Here is a 16,924-nt window from a genome sequence, read left to right as displayed (position 1 = left end):
CCTGACGCTCGCCGTCTCCGGCTCGCCATCAGGGCAACTTCTCTATCCTATCCCTCTCGTTCCGTCTGTCAAACCGGCGCGCCGGGAGCGTAGATCCGGGCTGCGATCGATGACCGCGGTCTCCGAGAGGAGGATCCCCATCCTAGACGAACAGGACGAATCCTGCTTGTTTCAGATGGGAGGTGGTTCTCCGCTTGAGGGGGCGGGGCCTTTCGGCCTCTCCGCTCTTCCCTTTGGGGCGAACAGGTAAGACATTACGTGGGATTCGGGACGGCGCCAAATCGATCCTGCATCCCGGGCGTGTCGCGGCTCCGGGCGGGGATTCGGCGCCCCTCACTCCCCCGCGATCACCAGGCCTGCGAGGGTCTTCTTGCCCCTGCGGAGGACCGCGCGGCCGCCCGCGAGAGCTGCTCCCTCGAGAGTCTGCTCGTCATCGGTCACCTTGCGGTTGTTGAGAGACACCCCGCCCTGTCCGATTGCGCGTCGAGCGTCCGAAAGGCTCGTGCTGAGGCCCGTCTCGACAAGCGCCTGCACGACGGTGGCCGTCTCGGGCAACCGCGCCTGCGGCAGCTCCTCCACCGCGGCGGCGAGCGTGGACGCATCCAGGGCGTCCAACTCTCCTTGTCCGAACAGTGCCTCGGATGCCGCGATCACCGCATCCGTCGCCTCGGCGCCGTGCACGAGTGCCGTCGCCTCGCGGGCGAGCACTTTCTGCGCCTCACGTCGGAAGGGTTCGTCGCGCACCACAGCCTCGAGACGCTCGATCTCGTCTCGATGCAGGAACGTGAACACTTTGAGTCGCGCGATCACATCGGCATCGTCGGTGTTGAGCCAGAACTGGTAGAAGGCGTACGGGCTGCACATCTCGGCGTCGAGCCAGATGGCGTTGCCCTCGCTCTTGCCGAACTTGGTGCCGTCGGAGTTCGTGATGAGCGGCGTTCCGATGGCGTGGACGCTCACGCCCTCGGCGCGATGGATCAGGTCGGTGCCGCTCGTGAGGTTGCCCCACTGGTCCGAGCCGCCCGTCTGCAAGACGCAGCCGTATGTGCGGTAGAGCTCGAGGAAGTCCATCCCCTGGAGGATCTGGTAGCTGAACTCGGTGTAGCTGATGCCCGCCTCGGAGTTCAGGCGCGCCGCCACCGCATCCTTTTTGAGCATCGTCCCCACACGGAAGTGCTTGCCGACCTCGCGCAGGAAGTCGATGGCGCTGAGCGGGGCCGTCCAGTCGAGGTTGTTGACCATCCGCGCCGGGTTGTCGCCCTCGAACGAGAGGAAGCGCTCGATCTGCCCCCGGAGGTACCCCACCCACTCGGCGACGGTCTCGCGCGTGTTGAGGGTGCGCTCCGCCGTGGGCCGTGGATCTCCGATGAGACCCGTCGACCCGCCCACGAGACCGAGGGGGTGGTGCCCCGCCAACTGCAGGCGGCGCATGACGATGAGCTGCACGAGGTTGCCGAGGTGCAGACTCGGCGCCGTCGGGTCGAATCCGCAGTAGAAGACGATCGGATCGCCGGCGAGAAGCTCCTTCAACCCCGCCGCATCGGTCGACACGTGCACGAGCCCGCGCCAGTTCAGCTCCTCCCACACATCGGGGAAGGACGGGTCATTGCGCTGCGCGTTCAGGAGCTCGGATACCGGCACCGGGCAAGGTTATCGTCTCGGCAGCAGGCAATCCGGGGCCCGACAGAGCCAACCCTGGAAGGATGATGTGACGCATATCCACCGTGGGGGGTTGATGTAGTACGTATCACCCTTCTAGGGTTGATCACGGAGGAATCATGTTCGCGATCACCGCTGACCAAATCGACAGCCGCCTCGGACCCGACCTCGGCGACGTCGGCCTGCAGCTTCTCGCCGCCGCAGGAGGCGACCGCCTCGCCCTGCCACCCGATCGAACCGCCGGCGACGAGGTTCAGGCACTCACCGCCGACCCGCAGACCGCCGTCGACCTCGTCCTCACGCTCGCGCGAACCGGCGCGTGGAGCATCGGACTCGGCATCGGCGCCATCGAGACACCCCTCCCCGACACGACCCGCACCGCGACGGGCGGAGCGCTCGTCGCCGCGCGCACTGCCGTCGACGCGGCCAAGCGCCGTCCCACCCGAGCAGCCGTCGCATCCGTCCAGCCGCTCCGCCCCTCCGCGACGACGGTCCAGGCCATGCTCGACCTGCTGCTGCAGCTGCGCGAGCGCCGCTCTGCCGAGGGGTGGGAGTTGTACGATCTGGTCGAGTCGAGCCTGACGCAAGCCGACGCCGCGGCCCGACTCGACATCACCCCGCAGGCGGCGAGCAAGCGGGCGATCGCCGCAGGGCTCCGCCACGATCACGCCGCACGCACGGCTCTTGCCGAGCTGCTCGCGATCGCGGACACCACGGCAGCCGGCGCCCCGACAGACCGAACCCCGACAGACGAGGAGACCACCGCATGATCGTCGTCGAGTACGTGCTCTGGACGGTAGCGCTGCTCATCACGGGCGGGGCGATCGCGGCGACGGTGCTCGCGATCCGCCTGCGGCGCCCGGAGCTGGGCCTCGTCGGGCTGCTGCCCATCGCCGGAGGCCTGCTGCTCTCGGCGCTCGACCTCGACCTCCTGCCCGACTCGCGCATCACCGCCGTGTTGCTCGCGCTCGGCATCGCGGCGCTCGGGGTGCTCGGCGGAAGCCCGGTCACGGTCTTCGTCCTCGATCTCGCCACCCGCGACACCACCGTGCGTCGAGGAGAGCACGGCGGCATCCTCATCCAGGGCCCCGATGGAGACGCGGATCGCGAAGTCCTCCGCGGGGGCACCACGATCGGCTACCTCGAGCGGGTCGCGATCGTCGGAGCCGTGGCAGTCGGCCACCTCGAAGTCGTCGCCGCGGTGATCGCGATCAAGGGCCTCGGCCGGTTCTCGGAGCTCGACTCGGCCGCTGCGCGGGAGAGGTTCATCATCGGAACCCTCGCGAGCATGATCTGGGCGGCCGCGGCCGGTCTGCTCGCCACGGTCATCGCGGGCTGAGCGGTCCCGCAGAGCGCCGGACCCCACGCGGAGCAGCCGGGCGGTAGACCGACACGGTCGGGTCCCCCGCGATCCAGAACCGCAGCGGGAACGCCTCCGATCCGCCCTCTCCCGAGACTCCGACGCGCGGACCGCGCAACGCCGGCAGCGGATCGCCCACCGGCTCGAGCCGGAACGGCTGCCCCGCAAGCGATGCCCCGTCGTCGTCGAGCCGGATGCCGAGGGCGCGCGTGAGGCGGGCGGGACCCCGTGCGAGGTCTGCGTCCCGCGACGCGGTGGTGCGGCGCTCCCAGGCGAGCTCGACTCCGTCGATCACCTCGCCGGCGCGGAGCAGGATCGCGCTCGCCGTGCCGGGCGGCGAGCACACGACGTTCGCGCACACGTGCATGCCGTAGCTGAAGTACACGTACAGGTGCCCCGGCTCCCCGAACATCGTCCGCGTGCGGGGAGTCGGCCCCCGGAAGGCGTGCGAGCCCGGATCCGACTCGCCGAGATACGCCTCGACCTCGGTGAGCCGGATCGTGACACCGCGGCCCACCAGCCGAGCCCCGAGCAGCAGCGGCGCGACCTCGTCGGCCGGCCGGGAGAGCAATTCTGCGAGACTCAGGAGCCCGCCTACAGGAGCGAGGACACGATCACGACGACGATCACGGCGACCGCGATCACGACGAGCGCCGGCAGCAGCCAGGGAAATCGGGAGTCCGCGGCTCGGCGATAGTCCTTCGCGTGTTCGCGCTTCGAGCGCGGATCGCCATCACCCGAGAGCGTCATGCCGTCACCTCCGCTATCCGCGCGGTCAGCGCGACCAGTTGCTCGGCCACCCGCTCGGGCGCCGTCCCTCCGACGCCCGCACGGCTCGCGATCGAGCCGCCGACGGTGAGCACACCCCGCACATCCGGGGTCAGCCGCGGATCGACCGCCGCGTACTGCTCATCGCTCGGCTCATCGAGCTCGAGGCCGTTTTCCTCACAGAAGCGCACGAGCGCCCCGGAGATCTCGTGGGCCTCACGGAACGGGACGCCCTGGCGAACGAGATGATCGGCGACGTCGGTCGCGAGCGAGAAGCCCTGCGGCGCGAGCTCGGCCATCCGGTCGACGTCGAACTCGATCGTGGCGACCATGCCGGTGAACGCGGGCAACAGCACCTCGAGCGTGCGGACGGAGTCGAACACCGGCTCCTTGTCCTCCTGCAGATCGCGGTTGTAACCGAGCGGCAGCGCCTTGAGGGTCGCCAGAAGGCCGGTCAGGTTGCCGATGAGTCTGCCCGATTTGCCCCGCGCGAGCTCCGCGATGTCGGGGTTCTTCTTCTGCGGCATGATCGACGACCCCGTGGAATAGCCGTCGTGCAGACGCACGAACCCGAACTCGCGGGTGTTCCACAGGATGATCTCCTCGGCGAACCGCGAGAGGTCGATGCCCACCTGCGCGGCGATGAAGGCGAACTCCGCCACGACGTCCCGACTCGCTGTCGCATCGATCGAGTTCGGCATCGGATGCCCGAGGCCGAGCTCGGCAGCGATAGGACGCGGGTCGAGTCCGAGTGCCCCACCCGCGACGGCACCCGCGCCGTACGGCGACTCGCTCGCACGCACGCGCCAGTCGCGAAGCCGCTCGAGATCGCGCACCAGGGGCCAGGCGTGAGCCAGCAGATGGTGTGCCAGGAGGAGCGGTTGGGCGTGCTGCAGATGGGTGCGACCGGGCATCACCGCATCCGGATGCGCGGAGGCCTGCGCCGCGAGCGCGTCGACGAGCTGCACGACGAGATGCGCGATCCGCGTCGCGTGATCGAGAAGGTACAGCCGCACGAGGGTGGCGATCTGGTCGTTGCGGCTGCGGCCGGCCCGCAGCTTGCCACCCAGCGTCGCGCCCACCGTCGCGACGAGCTCGCGCTCCAGTGCGAAGTGCACGTCTTCGTCTTCGGGGAGGGGGCGGATCACGCCGTCGCGCACGCCGCGATCGATGACGTCGAGTCCCTCGAGCATGCGGGCGAGCTCGTCTGCGTCGAGGTAGCCGGCGGCGGCGAGCGCACGGGCATGCGCCCGCGAACCCTGCAAGTCATATGGAGCGAGTTCCCAATCGAAGTGGGTGGAGCGGCTGAGCTCCGCCAGCTCGGGCGACGGCCCGTCGGCGAAGCGCCCGCCCCACAGACTCGATCCGCCCGCCTGGGGCGTCTCGTGGTCGGGGGCCGCGGAGGCGGTGGGGCCGTGAGGCATCGGTGTGGTCTCCTCGTGTCGACTCCAGTCTAGGAGCCGCACCGGACGGCTAAGGTGGGCTCATGTCTGAGCCGAGTCAGCCGCCCGTCCCGCCCACTCCCTCCGATGAGACAGCGGCCCGGCCCGCGCCGCAGTACGGCGAGTTCGCTCCGGTCGAGCCCACGACGGCCCCCGCCGCGGACGCCCCCGCGGCGCCTGTCGAGCCTGCACCTCCGGCCCCGGCGCCGTCCGCTCCCCCGGCTCCCGAGTCGGCGCCCGCCGCCCCCGCGTATCCCGCTCAGCCCGGATACCCACAGCAGGGCTACCCGCAGCAGCCCGGCTACCCCCAGCAGCCCGGCTACCCGCAGGGCTACCCCCAGCAGCCCGGATACCCGCAGCAGGCGTACCCGCAGCCCGGATACGGTCAGCCCGCATATGTAGCACCGGTCTACGGTCAGCCGGGCTACGGCCAGCCCGTCGGCCCGCCGAAGCGACGCACCTGGGACATCGTGCTCACGATCGTGATCCTCGTGCTCGGCATCGGAGGGCTCCTGCTCGGACTGCTCTACGGAGCCATGCTCCCTGCGGCGATCCAGCAGGCGTACACCCAGTACGGTCTCGGCACCTTCACCGATCAGGACAGCGTTCGCGGCGCGGGTGTCGTGCTCATCGTCAGCCACATCGTGCTGTACCTTGTCGGCGCCGGCCTCGCCGTGCTGTTGCTCGTGAAGCGAAAGGTCGCCTTCTACGTCCCGCTGATCGCCGGTGTCATCGCTGCCGTGATCTTCTGGGGCGTGCTGATGTCGGTCGTGATGGGAGATCCCACCCTCGTCGACTACTTCATCGACGGCGGCTACTGAGGCGACCCGCTCCTCGGGAAAGGAGCGCGAGCATGCGCTCCAGGGGTCCCCGTCCGAGCGTGAGCGCCCAGAGCGTGCATCCGACGACGATTCCGATGAGGAGCGGCACGACCGGCTGCAGCGCGCGGAATCCGCCGAGATTCGAGGAGTCGCCCAGCACGAGCCACGCCCAGAGCGCCCACGCCAGCAGGTGCGCCGTATAGGCGCTGAGCGGCATGGCTCCGACAGCACGCACCGGCAGCAGGATCGTCCCCACGACCCGGATGCGACAGACCAGCAGACAGACCCCGAGCACGGCGACCGCGAACCCGCCCGATCCGACGATCTCGCCGATGCCACCCGAGTGCGCTGACGCAGACAGGATCTGCGCCCATTCCGGCGGAAGCCCGACGGCCACCGCCCCCAGCCCATATCCGGTAAGAGCCACGACGGCCCCGGCCGCTGCCAGACCGAGTTGCACGCCTAGCCGCCCGAGGTCAGACCTGCCGGCCGCGATGCCGATCGCGACGAACGCGATCCAGACAGCGAACGGATACCAGAGCCCGGTCGCCACGACCAACGGCTCCCACGCCCGCTCATCGCGCCATGGCAGCTCAGCGAGGAGCATCCAGAGGGGCGCGACGACGGCCGCGACGACGCCGGCGAGCGCGAGGAGCGCCCGGCGAGACATCGGTAGCAGCGGCAGGGCCAGGAGGAACAACACGGCGTACGCGGGCAGGATCACATAGACCGGCACTCGGGTGGCGATGAGCAGCATCCCGAAAGCCCACACGATGAGTGCGCGCGCCGTGATCCGGAACCGTGCCTCTCGCAGCAGCTGCCCCTCGACCGGGCGAGCACCACCCGTCATGAGGGCGAGCGAGACGCCCGCGAGCGTCGCGAAGAGGATCGACGAACGTCCGCTCACGATCCCGCTCCAGGTCGCCGGATCGGACCACGACCACGCGGGGACCGCGACGAGGTGAGCGATCACCATCCCCACCACCGCGAGTCCCCGCGCGAGGTCGACGCCGGCGAGGCGCCCGCTCTCGTCGAGGTACCCGCGGCCGATCACGCGGCGGCGCGCTCCAGGAGCCAGACGAGCAGCGCCTTCTGGGCGTGTAGGCGGTTCTCGGCCTCGTCCCAGATGACGCTCTGCGGGCCGTCGATGACGCTCGCCGCGACCTCGTAGCCGCGGTCTGCGGGGAGGCAGTGGAGGAACACGGCATCCGACGCGGCGAGCGACATGAGCTCGTCGGTCACCTGATACCCGCCGAAGGTCGCGACGCGGTGCGCCTTCTCCTCCTCCTTGCCCATCGACACCCAGGTGTCGGTGACCACGACATCCGCTCCCGCAACAGCCTCGAGCGGATCGGTGAAGATCGTCACCGAGCCGCCGGTCTCGGACGCGCGGCGGTCGGCATCCGCCACCACGTCGTCCGCGGGGCTGAATTCGGCGGGTGCCGCGACGCGCACGTGCATGCCCGCCGTCGCTCCCGCGAGAAGGTAACTGTGCGCCATGTTGCTCGCACCGTCGCCGAGGAAGGTCACGGTGAGTCCCGCGAGCTCCCCCTTGTGCTCGCGGATGGTGAGCAGATCGGCGAGCAGCTGGCACGGGTGGAAGTCGTCGGAGAGCGCGTTCACCACGGGGACCCGGGTGCCCGCAGCCATCTCCTCGAGCCCCGACTGCGCGTAGGTGCGCCACACGATCGCCGACACCATCCGCTCGAGCACTCGCGCCGTGTCGGACGGCGTCTCCTTGCCGCCCAGCTGGCTGTTCGCGGTCGAGATGATGAGCGGGCTGCCGCCGAGATCCGCGATGCCGACGGCGAAGCTCACCCGGGTGCGGGTCGACGACTTGTCGAAGATCACCGCGACCGTCTGCGGGCCGGCAAGCGGGGTCATGCCCCAGCGGTCCTGCTTGATGCGGGCCGCGAGGTCGAGCACCTCCGCCTGCTCGGCGGGGCTGAGGTCGTCATCGCGCAGGAAGTGGCGGGTCATGCGTGCTCTCCAGGGTCGGTGTGCGGGATCTCGAGGGCGACGGTGAACTTACGGGTGAACTCGTGCAGCTCGTCGTCGCCGATGATGAGGGGCGGGGCCAGACGGATGCGGGACTCGTTCGCCGCATTCACGATGAGCCCCTCGTCCAGAGCCCGTCGCGCCACGATCCCGGCGACCGGCTCGGCGAGCCCGATGCCGAGCAGGAGCCCACGGCCCTGAATGTCGGTGACGAGCGGCGAGCCGATGAGCTCGATGCGGGCGCGCAGCTCCGCGCCGCGGCGGCGTGCGTTCTCGACGAGTCCCGCGTCCTCGATCTCGCCGAGCACCGCATTCGCGACCCGCGCGGCGAGCGGATTGCCGCCGAACGTCGATCCGTGGTGGCCCGGCCCGAAGAGGTCGGAGGCGGCACCGAAGGTCACGAGGGCCCCGATCGGGAAGCCGCCCCCGATCCCCTTCGCGAGCGCGACCGCATCCGGGACGATGCCCTCGTGCTGGTAGGCGAACCAATCGCCCGTGCGCCCCGCACCGGTCTGGATCTCGTCGAGGATGAGCAACGCGCCGTGGCGTTCGGTGAGCTCCCTCGCCCCCGCGAGATAGCCCTCGGGCAGCTCGACGACCCCGGCCTCGCCCTTGATGGGCTCGAGCACGAGCGCCGCGACGTCGCCCGCCGCGAGCGCCGCCTCGAGCGCGTCGAGCGAGGTGGGCAGGTGCTCGACGCCCGGGAGGAGCGGCTCGAAGGGGGCACGCAGCGCGGGCTTGCCGGTGAGGCTCAGTGACCCGATGGTGCGGCCGTGGAACGCGTTCTCGAGCGCGAGGATGCGGGGCTTCCCTGTGAGCCGGGCGAGCTTCACCGCCGCCTCGATCGCCTCCGCACCCGAGTTGCAGAGGAAGACGCGCGAGCCCCCCGTGAGCCGTGTGAGCCGCTCGGCGAGCTCGAGCTGCGGGGGCGTCGCGAAGTAGTTCGACACGTGTGCGAGGGTCGCCGCCTGATCCGCGACGGCGCCCACGAACGCCGGATGCGCGTGGCCGAGGGCGTTCACCGCGATTCCCGCGAGGAAGTCGAGGTAGTCGGCGCCGTCGACGTCCCACACGCGGGCGCCCTCGCCTCGCGCGAGCACCTTGAGCGGCGCGGGCGCGGAGCGCATCATGACGCGCGAGAACACCTCGGTGTACATGTCGGTCGTCACGTCGTTCACGCGGGGACCACCTCCGTGCCGATGCCGGCGTCCGTGAAGATCTCGAGAAGGATCGAGTGGGGGCGGCGCCCGTCGATGATCGCCGCCTTCGGGACTCCCCCATCGACGGCCTCGAGGCAGGCGGTCATCTTGGGGATCATGCCCGTCTCGAGACTCGGCAGGAGCTCGGCGAGCTCGGCACGGGTGATCTGCGTGACGAGGGAGTCGCGGTTCGGCCAGTCGCGGTAGAGACCCGCGACGTCGGTCAGCACGACGAGCTTCTCGGCACCGAGGGCGACCGCGAGCGAGGCGGCCGCCGAGTCGGCGTTGACGTTGAGCGACTGGCCCGGCACGTCGACGTCGGGGGCGATCGAGGAGACCACCGGGATCCGTCCCGCCTCGATCTCGGCGAGCACGGCGGCGGGGTCGACCGCCACCACATCGCCGACGAGACCGATGTCGACGGTCTCGCCGTCGACGACCGCACCACGGCGGCGGCCCTGGAAGAGGCCCGCGTCCTCACCGGAGATGGCGGAGGCGAGCGGCCCGTGGGCGTTGATGAGGCTCACGAGCTCGCGGCTCACCTGACCCGTCAGCACCATCCGGACGATGTCCATCGCCTCGGGGGTGGTGACGCGATAGCCGCCCCGGAACTCGCTCGGGATGCCCAGCCGGTCGAGCATCGACGAGATCTGGGGGCCGCCCCCGTGCACCACCACGGGCTTCAGCCCGACCGTGCGGAGGTAGACCATGTCCTCCGCGAAGGCGCGCTGCAGCTCGGCGTCGACCATGGCGTTGCCGCCGAACTTCACGACGACGATGCGCCCCGAGAAGCGGCGCAGCCATGGGAGGCTCTGGATGAGCGTGTCGGCTTTCGTCGCGGCGTCGGCCGTGCGCGGGTCGAGCGGATCGATGGAGGTCATGAGGAGTAGGCGCTGTTCTCGTGGACGTAGTCGTGGGTCAGATCGTTGGTGAGGATCGTGGCGGCGGCATCGCCTGCGTGCAGATCGAGCAGTAGATCGACCCGCCGCGGACGCAGGTCGACCTCGGTGCGCGGACGGTCGGGGCCACCCTTCGTGCACACACGGATGCCGTTCATCGACACATCGACGTCGTAGGGGTCGAACTGCGCGCTCGTGGTGCCGATGGCGGCGAGCACACGCCCCCAGTTGGGGTCGTTCCCGAAGACGGCGGCCTTGAAGAGGTTGTTCCGGGCGATGGAGCGCCCCACCTCGACGGCGTCGTCCTCGCTTGCGGCACCCGTCACCTCGATGACGATGTCGTGCGAGGCCCCCTCGGCGTCGCTCTGCAACTGGGAGGCGAGGTCGAGGCACACTTCGACGAGCGCAGCCTCGAAGTCCGACGCGTCCGGCTCGACGCCCGACGCGCCGCTCGCGAGCACGGTCACCTGATCGTTGGTCGACATGCAGCCGTCGGAGTCGAGCCGGTCGAAGCTCACCCGGGTGGCCGACCGCAGTGCCCGGTCGAGCTCCGCAGGCAGCAGCACGGCGTCCGTCGTGATGACGACGAGCATCGTCGCCAGGCCCGGCGCGAGCATCCCGGCGCCCTTTGCCATACCCCCGATGGTCCATCCGTCGCGGCGCACGACGGTGGTCTTCGGGACGGAGTCGGTGGTCATGATGGCGCGGGCGGCGGCGTCTCCCCCGTTGTCGGTGCGGCGGACAGCCGCCTCTGCGGCACCCGCGATGAGCTTCTCGCGCGGGAGCTGGTCGCCGATGAGACCCGTGGAGCATACGAGCACGTCGCCCGCCGAGACCCCCAGTGCCTCGCCGACCGCCTCGGCGGTCGCGTGCGTGGTCTGGAACCCCTCGGCACCCGTGAAGCAGTTGGCTCCGCCAGAGTTGAGGATGATCGCGCTCACGGTGCCGTCGGCGATCACCTGCTCCGACCAGATGATGGGGTTCGCCTTGGCCCGATTGCTCGTGAAGACAGCAGCCGCGGTGCGCAGCGGGCCCTCATTGACCACGAGCGCGAGGTCGAGACGGTCGAAGCCCTTGATGCCGGCGGCGATGCCCGCGGCGGTGAATCCGGATGCTGCGGTGACGCTCACGGCGCGACTCCGTTCAGGGGCAGGCCGAGCGACTCGGGCAGCCCCGCGGCGATGTTGGCGGACTGGATGGCGGCACCAGCGGTGCCCTTCACGAGGTTGTCGATGGCGGAGACGACGACCACACGGCCTGCCGCCTCGTCGATCGCGATCCCCATGAGGGCGGTGTTCGCCCCTGTGGTGTCGCTCGTGCGCGGGAAGCTCCCCTCCGGGAGCACTCGCACGAAACGCTCGCCCGCGTAGGCGGCGAGCCACGCCTCGCGCACATCGGATGCGGAGACACCGGGCGCGAGCCGGGCGGTGGATGTCGCGAGGATGCCGCGTGCCATCGGCACGAGCACGGGCGTGAAGGAGATCGTGACCCCGTCGCCGCCCGCGGCGGTGAGGTTCTGCACGATCTCGGGCGTGTGCCGGTGGATGCCGCCGACCGCATACGCAGACGCGGACCCCATGATCTCGCTCGCGAGCAGGTCATGGCGGAGCGACTTCCCCGCTCCCGAGGTTCCGACCGCGAGCACGGAGACGAGGTCGTGGGGCTCGATCACACCCGCCGCGATGCCGGGCGCGAGCCCCAGCGTGATCGCTGTCACGTTGCATCCGGGGACCGCGATGCGGGTCGTGCCGACCAGATTGTCGCGCTGCTTGGCGGTGCCGCCGTCGAGCAGCAGCTCGGGCATGCCGTAGGTCCAGGCCCCGTGGTACTCACCGCCGTAGAACGCCGCCCACGCCGTCTCGTCCGTCAGGCGGTGATCGGCGCCGCAGTCGACCACGAGCACGTCGTCGGGCAGCTCGGCCGTGATCGCTCCGGATGCGCCGTGCGGCAGGGCGAGGAACACGACGTCGGCCTCCGCGAGCACGGACGGCTCCGTCGGCTGGAGCACGAGGTCGCCGATGCTCGTGAGGTGCGGGTGCACCGCGGAGAGCGCCTGGCCGGCGTTCTGGTGGGCCGTGACGGTGCGGACCTCGAACTCCGGGTGGTCGGCGAGCAGCCGCAGCAGCTCGCCCCCGGCGTATCCGCTCGCGCCCGCGACGGCGACGGAGATGGGCATGGATTCAACCTTATTGTTCGACGGGACGGGGCCGGGGCGGCGACGTCACGCGAGAGGCTGAGATGCGGTCAGCGCTGCGACGTCGCCGAGATTCGGCGCACGCGGCGGACACGACGGAGCTGCACGCTCTCGACCGTGATCCGCTGACCCATGCGAGCGAGCGTAGCAGAGCCGCCGGGGCGGCACGGACGCTACTCGCGCAGCGTCGCGCCGACGCGTTCGGACGCGACCGCGAGGCCCGCGAGCTTCGCGTCCGTCGCCTCGGCGGCGGTGAGCGTTCGGTCGGCCGCGCGGAAGCGCAACGCGAAGGTCAGCGACTTGGTGCCGGCCTCGACCCCCTGCCCGCGGTAGTCGTCGACCAGGCGGATGTGCTCGAGCAGCTCCCCCGCACCCGCCACGATCGCGTCCCTGACCTCTGCGGCCGGCACGTCGGCGGCGACCACGAGCGACAGATCCTGGGTGGCGGCGGGAAGCGTACCGATCGGGGTCGCGGAGCGTTCGCCCACGGAGAGTTCGATGAGCAGATCGAGGTCCAGCTCGAAGACCGCCACGACCCGCGGCAGGTCGGACTCGGCCGCGAGCGCCGGCAGCAGCTCACCCGCGACGCCCACGACGCGGTCGCCGACGCGGAGTTCAGCGGTGCGTCCGGGGTGGAGCGCGGGATGAGCGCCCTGCACGGGGCGGATGTCGATCCCGACGGCGAGCGCGACCTGCTGCACCGCGTCGAGCGCATCCGCGATGCCCGCGGGAACCGCCGCGGATCCCGGCTGCTTTGCGAGCGCATCCCCGAGGAAGAGGCCCGCCACGTGCCGCTCCTGCGGCGGGATGCTCGCGTTGAGCTCGGCGATGGTCTGGTCTCCCGGGCGAGCTGCGCCGACGGGGATGCCGTCGGTGCCGTACGTGACCCCGGACTCGGGGCGGAAGACCGCCCCGATCTCGACGAGCGCGAGGTCGGTGAGCCCGCGTGACAGGTTGCGGTGTGCGATGTCGACGAGTCCGGGCAGCAGGGTGCGGCGCAGGAGCGACACGGTCGCGTCGAGGGCGTTCGCCAAGCGCACGGAGGCGGCACCGGGCTCGAAGCGCTCGGCGACGGCATCCGACACGAACGGGTAGGACAGCACCTCGGTCGCCCCCGCGGCGGCGAGCGTCTGCGCGACGCGGCGGCGCGCGAGCTGCGAGCGGGTGAGCCCGCGGCCTGCGGGTGCGATGGGGAGCTCCGCTGGGATGCGGTCGTACCCCGTGATGCGCGCGACCTCCTCCACGAGCGAGACGTCGTCGACGAGGTCCGGGCGCCAGCTCGGCGGGGTGACGGTCGCGAGATCCCCGTCCACGGAGACCTCCGCACCGATCATGCGCAGCACGTCCACGACTTCGTCGCGCGAGTACTCCACGCCGACGACCGCGGCGGGGCGGCCGAGCGGAAGGACGACGGCTGCGAGCGGCACGGACCGATCGATCACGACTCCGGCATCGTCGCGCGTGCCACCCGCGAGGTCGACGAGGAGCTGGGCGACGCGCTCGACGGCGATCGTTGACATCCGCGGGTCGACGCCGCGCTCGTAGCGCTTGGCGGCTTCGCTCGGCAGCTTGTGACGGCGCACCGTGCGCGCGATCGAGATCGGATCCCACACCGCCGCCTCTACGAGCACGTCGGTGGTCGACGTGGAGAGCTCGCTGAAGGCGCCGCCCATGACGCCGCCGAGGCCCAGTGGGCCGGTCGCGTCGGCGACGACCATGTCGGCAGGGTCGAGGCTGCGCACCTTGCCGTCGAGGGTCTCGAGACTCTCGCCCTGCTGGGCACGACGCACGACGAGCCCACCCGGGTCGACCTTGGCGAGGTCGTAGCCGTGGATGGGCTGGCCGAGCTCGAGCATGACGTAGTTGGTGATGTCGACCGCGAGCGACACCGAGCGGATACCGGCGAGACGAAGCCTCGACGACATCCACGGAGGCGTCGGCCGGGTCGCGTCGATGCCGCGCACGACACGCGCCGAGAACACCGAGCAGCCTTCGCGGCCGCGGATCGGCGCCTGGTCGTCGAGCACCACCGGGAAGCCGGCGAACGCGCCCACCTCGACCGCATCCGCCGGGTCGCGGAACGCCGCGCCCGTCGAGTGCGAGTACTCACGCGCGATGCCGCGGATCGAGAACGCGTACCCGCGGTCGGGTGTGACGTTCACCTCGACCGCCGCGTCGTCGAGGCCGAGCAGCGAGATGGCGTCGACGCCGACCTCCGGATCGAGGCCGAGATCGGCGAGGCGCAGGATGCCGTCGTGCTCGTCGCCGAGGCCCAGCTCGCGGGCCGAGGCGATCATGCCGTCGGAGACATGTCCGTACGTCTTCCGCGCCGCGATCGGGAAAGGGCCGGGCAGCACGGCACCCGGCAGCGTCACGACGACCTTGTCGCCTGCCGCGAAGTTGTGCGCGCCGCAGACGATGCCGCGCGGCTCCGCCTCGCCGACGTCGACCTGGCACCAGTTGATGGTCTTGCCGTTCGACTGCGGCTCGGGCGTCGCCTCGAGGACGCGCCCGACGACGATCGGGCCCGTGAGGGCGAACCCGTGGGTGTCCTCCTCCTCGAGCCCCACCTTCACGAGCGCGGCATGCAGGTGCTCGAGGGTGACGTCCTCAGGGAGATCGACCCACTCGCCGAGCCACGAGATCGGGACGCGCATCACACCACCATCCCGAACTGCTGCGAGAAGCGCACGTCGCCCTCGACCATGTCGCGCATGTCGTTCATGTCGTTGCGGAACTGCAGGGTGCGCTCGATGCCCATGCCGAAGGCGAAGCCCTGGTACTCGTCGGGGTCGATGCCCGCCGATCGCAGGACATTCGGGTTCACCATGCCGCATCCGCCCCACTCGACCCAGCGAGCACCGCCCTTCGCGTTCGGCTGCCAGACGTCCATCTCGGCCGAGGGCTCGGTGAACGGGAAGTAGTTGGGACGCAGGCGGATCTGGGCGCCCTCGCCGAACATCGCGCGCGCGAGGTGCTCGAGGGTTCCGCGCAGGTGTGCCATCGTGAGGCCCTTGTCGATCGCGATGCCCTCGATCTGGTGGAAGACCGGGGTGTGCGTCGCGTCGAGCTCGTCGGTGCGGTACACCCGCCCCACAGCCGCGACGTAGACCGGAAGCGGGCGGGACAGGAGCGAGCGGATCTGCACGGGGCTCGTGTGCGTGCGCATCACGAGGTGGCGCTCGGCGGGCTCCACGAAGAAGGTGTCCTGCAGGGCGCGGGCGGGGTGGTCCTCGTCGAAGTTGAGGGCGTCGAAGTTGAACCACTCATGCTCGAGTTCGGGACCCTCGCCGATCTCCCAGCCCATCGCCACGAAGAGGTCGCTCATCTCCTCCATGAGGAGCGAGAGCGGATGCCGGGCGCCGCGGTTCCAGCGCGACGGCAGCGCCGTGACGTCCACCGCCTCCGCCTCGAGCCGGGCCTGCTCCTCGGCGACGAGGATGCGCTCCTCCGCCTCGGCGACCGCCTGGTTCACCCGGGCACGCGCCTGGCCGACGAGCTTGCCCGCGGCCGCCTTCTGATCGCCGGGGAGGTCGCGGATCTGCGCGTTGAACTGGGCGAGCGCGGACGCCTCACCGGCGTGGGCACTGCGGGCGGCCTTGAGACTCGCGGAATCGCTCACCGCGCCGATCGCGGCGAGAGCCGACTCGACGGCGCGCGCGACGGCCTCCTCGGTGATGGGGCTAGGGGTCGACACGAGGATCGAGTCTATCGGCGCGGGGCACGGCCGCCGGTCACCTCGAGGGCTCCCCCGTGCCCGCCGATCAGCCCCGCTGGGCGAACGCCGACTGGTAGAGGCAGACCGACGCGGCGGTGGCGAGGTTCATCGACTCCGCGTGCCCGTAGATCGGCACGCGCACGGCGCGATCCGCGAGCGCGAGGGTCTCGTCGCTCAGGCCGTGCGCCTCGTTGCCGAACAGCCACGCCGTGGGAGCGGAGAGCTCGTCGCGAAGGCCCGGCAGCTCCTCGCCGGAGATGTCTGCGGCGAGAACGCGCATCCCGGCGGCGCGGACCGCATCGAGCGCATCCGACAGCTCCCCACCCTGCGCGAGAGGCAGGTGGAAGATCGACCCTGTCGTCGAGCGGACGACCTTGGGGTTGTAGGCGTCGACGCTGCGGCCGGTGAGGATCACGCCGTCCGCACCCGCGGCATCAGCGGCGCGGATGATCGTGCCCGCATTTCCCGGATCGCGCACCTCCTCGAGGATCGCGACGAGCCGCGCACCTCCGGAGAGCAGTTGCTCCACCGACACGGGGAAGCGACGGCACACCGCGACGACACCCTGCGGCGTGACGGTGTCGGCCATCGCGGAGAGCACGCTGTCGGTGACGTCCTCGGCCTCGAGTCCCGCGCGGGAGAGAGCCCGACCGATCTCGGGATGCCGGTCGAAAGCGCCTCGCGTGGCGAAGACGTCGACGATGAGCTCGGGGTGGAATGCCAGCGCCTCGCGGAGTGCCTGCGGCCCCTCCACGAGGAAGAGCCCGGTCTCCTCGCGGGCCGAGCGCTTGGCGAGCTTCGCCACGGCGCGCACGCGCGGCGAGCGGGGATTGTCGATCACATTCCGATCGTAGAAAACGACGACG

Annotated in this window: 16 protein-coding genes; 3 read left to right on the top strand and 13 right to left on the bottom strand. The window is 70.7% G+C overall.

Going from position 1 to position 16,924, the window contains the following annotated elements; translation table 11 throughout:
- Window positions 1–333: 333 nt before the first annotated feature.
- On the bottom strand, window positions 334–1,641 hold the full coding sequence (gene tyrS, locus FVQ89_RS08485) for a tyrosine--tRNA ligase (protein ID WP_147901375.1): 1,308 nt from the start codon (window positions 1,639–1,641) through the stop codon (window positions 334–336).
- A 137-nt stretch (window positions 1,642–1,778) separates the two neighbouring features.
- Here tyrS and FVQ89_RS08480 point away from each other — a divergent pair, with 137 nt between their 5' ends.
- On the top strand, window positions 1,779–2,429 hold the full coding sequence (locus FVQ89_RS08480) for a DNA-binding protein (protein WP_147901374.1): 651 nt from the start codon (window positions 1,779–1,781) through the stop codon (window positions 2,427–2,429).
- A complete protein-coding gene (locus tag FVQ89_RS08475) occupies window positions 2,426–2,998 on the top strand; it encodes a hypothetical protein (RefSeq protein WP_255513489.1) in 573 nt (190 codons plus the stop codon). The genes FVQ89_RS08480 and FVQ89_RS08475 overlap by 4 nt, the downstream gene beginning before the upstream one ends.
- On the opposite strand, the gene FVQ89_RS08470 is transcribed toward FVQ89_RS08475, so the two are convergent.
- The 3 genes from FVQ89_RS08470 to argH are packed head-to-tail and all read right to left on the bottom strand — an operon-like array spanning window position 2,985 to window position 5,211.
- Window positions 2,985–3,590 carry a DNA-3-methyladenine glycosylase gene (locus FVQ89_RS08470; RefSeq protein ID WP_255513488.1) on the bottom strand — a complete coding sequence of 202 codons (606 nt, stop codon included), beginning with the start codon at window positions 3,588–3,590 and terminating at the stop codon, window positions 2,985–2,987. The two genes, FVQ89_RS08475 and FVQ89_RS08470, sit on opposite strands and share 14 nt — an antisense overlap.
- A 23-nt stretch (window positions 3,591–3,613) precedes the next feature.
- Entirely contained in the window at window positions 3,614–3,769 is a 156-nt protein-coding gene (locus FVQ89_RS14435) for a hypothetical protein (protein ID WP_187264959.1), read from the bottom strand.
- A complete protein-coding gene (argH, locus tag FVQ89_RS08465) occupies window positions 3,766–5,211 on the bottom strand; it encodes an argininosuccinate lyase (RefSeq protein WP_147901372.1) in 1,446 nt (481 codons plus the stop codon). Before argH ends, FVQ89_RS14435 begins: the two co-directional genes overlap by 4 nt.
- Before the next feature lie 62 nt (window positions 5,212–5,273).
- On the opposite strand from argH, the gene FVQ89_RS14430 reads away from it, so the two are divergent.
- The gene (locus tag FVQ89_RS14430) at window positions 5,274–6,050 is read left to right on the top strand and encodes a DUF6264 family protein (protein WP_187264958.1); all 777 of its coding nucleotides are present in this window, start codon (window positions 5,274–5,276) and stop codon (window positions 6,048–6,050) included.
- Here the strand turns inward: FVQ89_RS14430 and FVQ89_RS08455 are convergent.
- From FVQ89_RS08455 to FVQ89_RS08415, 9 genes are all read right to left on the bottom strand, one after another.
- Window positions 6,031–7,104: a heparan-alpha-glucosaminide N-acetyltransferase domain-containing protein gene (locus FVQ89_RS08455; RefSeq protein ID WP_255513487.1), complete on the bottom strand. Its 1,074-nt coding sequence runs from the start codon at window positions 7,102–7,104 to the stop codon at window positions 6,031–6,033. The two genes, FVQ89_RS14430 and FVQ89_RS08455, sit on opposite strands and share 20 nt — an antisense overlap.
- On the bottom strand, window positions 7,101–8,030 hold the full coding sequence (argF, locus tag FVQ89_RS08450; RefSeq protein WP_147901371.1) for an ornithine carbamoyltransferase: 930 nt from the start codon (window positions 8,028–8,030) through the stop codon (window positions 7,101–7,103). Before argF ends, FVQ89_RS08455 begins: the two co-directional genes overlap by 4 nt.
- Complete coding sequence (locus tag FVQ89_RS08445) at window positions 8,027–9,205, bottom strand: acetylornithine transaminase (protein ID WP_147901575.1); 1,179 nt, start codon at window positions 9,203–9,205, stop codon at window positions 8,027–8,029. Before FVQ89_RS08445 ends, argF begins: the two co-directional genes overlap by 4 nt.
- 17 nt (window positions 9,206–9,222) lie before the next feature.
- Entirely contained in the window at window positions 9,223–10,128 is a 906-nt protein-coding gene (gene argB / locus FVQ89_RS08440; protein WP_147901370.1) for an acetylglutamate kinase, read from the bottom strand.
- Window positions 10,125–11,276 carry a bifunctional glutamate N-acetyltransferase/amino-acid acetyltransferase ArgJ gene (gene argJ / locus FVQ89_RS08435; protein ID WP_147901369.1) on the bottom strand — a complete coding sequence of 384 codons (1,152 nt, stop codon included), beginning with the start codon at window positions 11,274–11,276 and terminating at the stop codon, window positions 10,125–10,127. The genes argB and argJ overlap by 4 nt, the downstream gene beginning before the upstream one ends.
- Window positions 11,273–12,322, bottom strand: coding sequence for an N-acetyl-gamma-glutamyl-phosphate reductase (gene argC, locus FVQ89_RS08430; RefSeq protein ID WP_147901368.1), 1,050 nt, complete (start codon window positions 12,320–12,322; stop codon window positions 11,273–11,275). Before argC ends, argJ begins: the two co-directional genes overlap by 4 nt.
- 191 nt (window positions 12,323–12,513) lie before the next feature.
- Window positions 12,514–14,997 carry a phenylalanine--tRNA ligase subunit beta gene (pheT, locus tag FVQ89_RS08425; protein ID WP_147901367.1) on the bottom strand — a complete coding sequence of 828 codons (2,484 nt, stop codon included), beginning with the start codon at window positions 14,995–14,997 and terminating at the stop codon, window positions 12,514–12,516.
- Complete coding sequence (gene pheS, locus FVQ89_RS08420; RefSeq protein WP_147901366.1) at window positions 14,997–16,037, bottom strand: phenylalanine--tRNA ligase subunit alpha; 1,041 nt, start codon at window positions 16,035–16,037, stop codon at window positions 14,997–14,999. The genes pheT and pheS overlap by 1 nt, the downstream gene beginning before the upstream one ends.
- 67 nt (window positions 16,038–16,104) lie before the next feature.
- Window positions 16,105–16,899: an RNA methyltransferase gene (locus FVQ89_RS08415; RefSeq protein ID WP_147901365.1), complete on the bottom strand. Its 795-nt coding sequence runs from the start codon at window positions 16,897–16,899 to the stop codon at window positions 16,105–16,107.
- Window positions 16,900–16,924 lie beyond the last annotated feature (25 nt).

This window comes from Homoserinibacter sp. GY 40078 (assembly GCF_008017545.1).
Taxonomy (GTDB): Bacteria; Actinomycetota; Actinomycetes; order Actinomycetales; family Microbacteriaceae; genus Homoserinibacter.
This window is presented reverse-complemented; position numbering and strand designations above follow the sequence as displayed.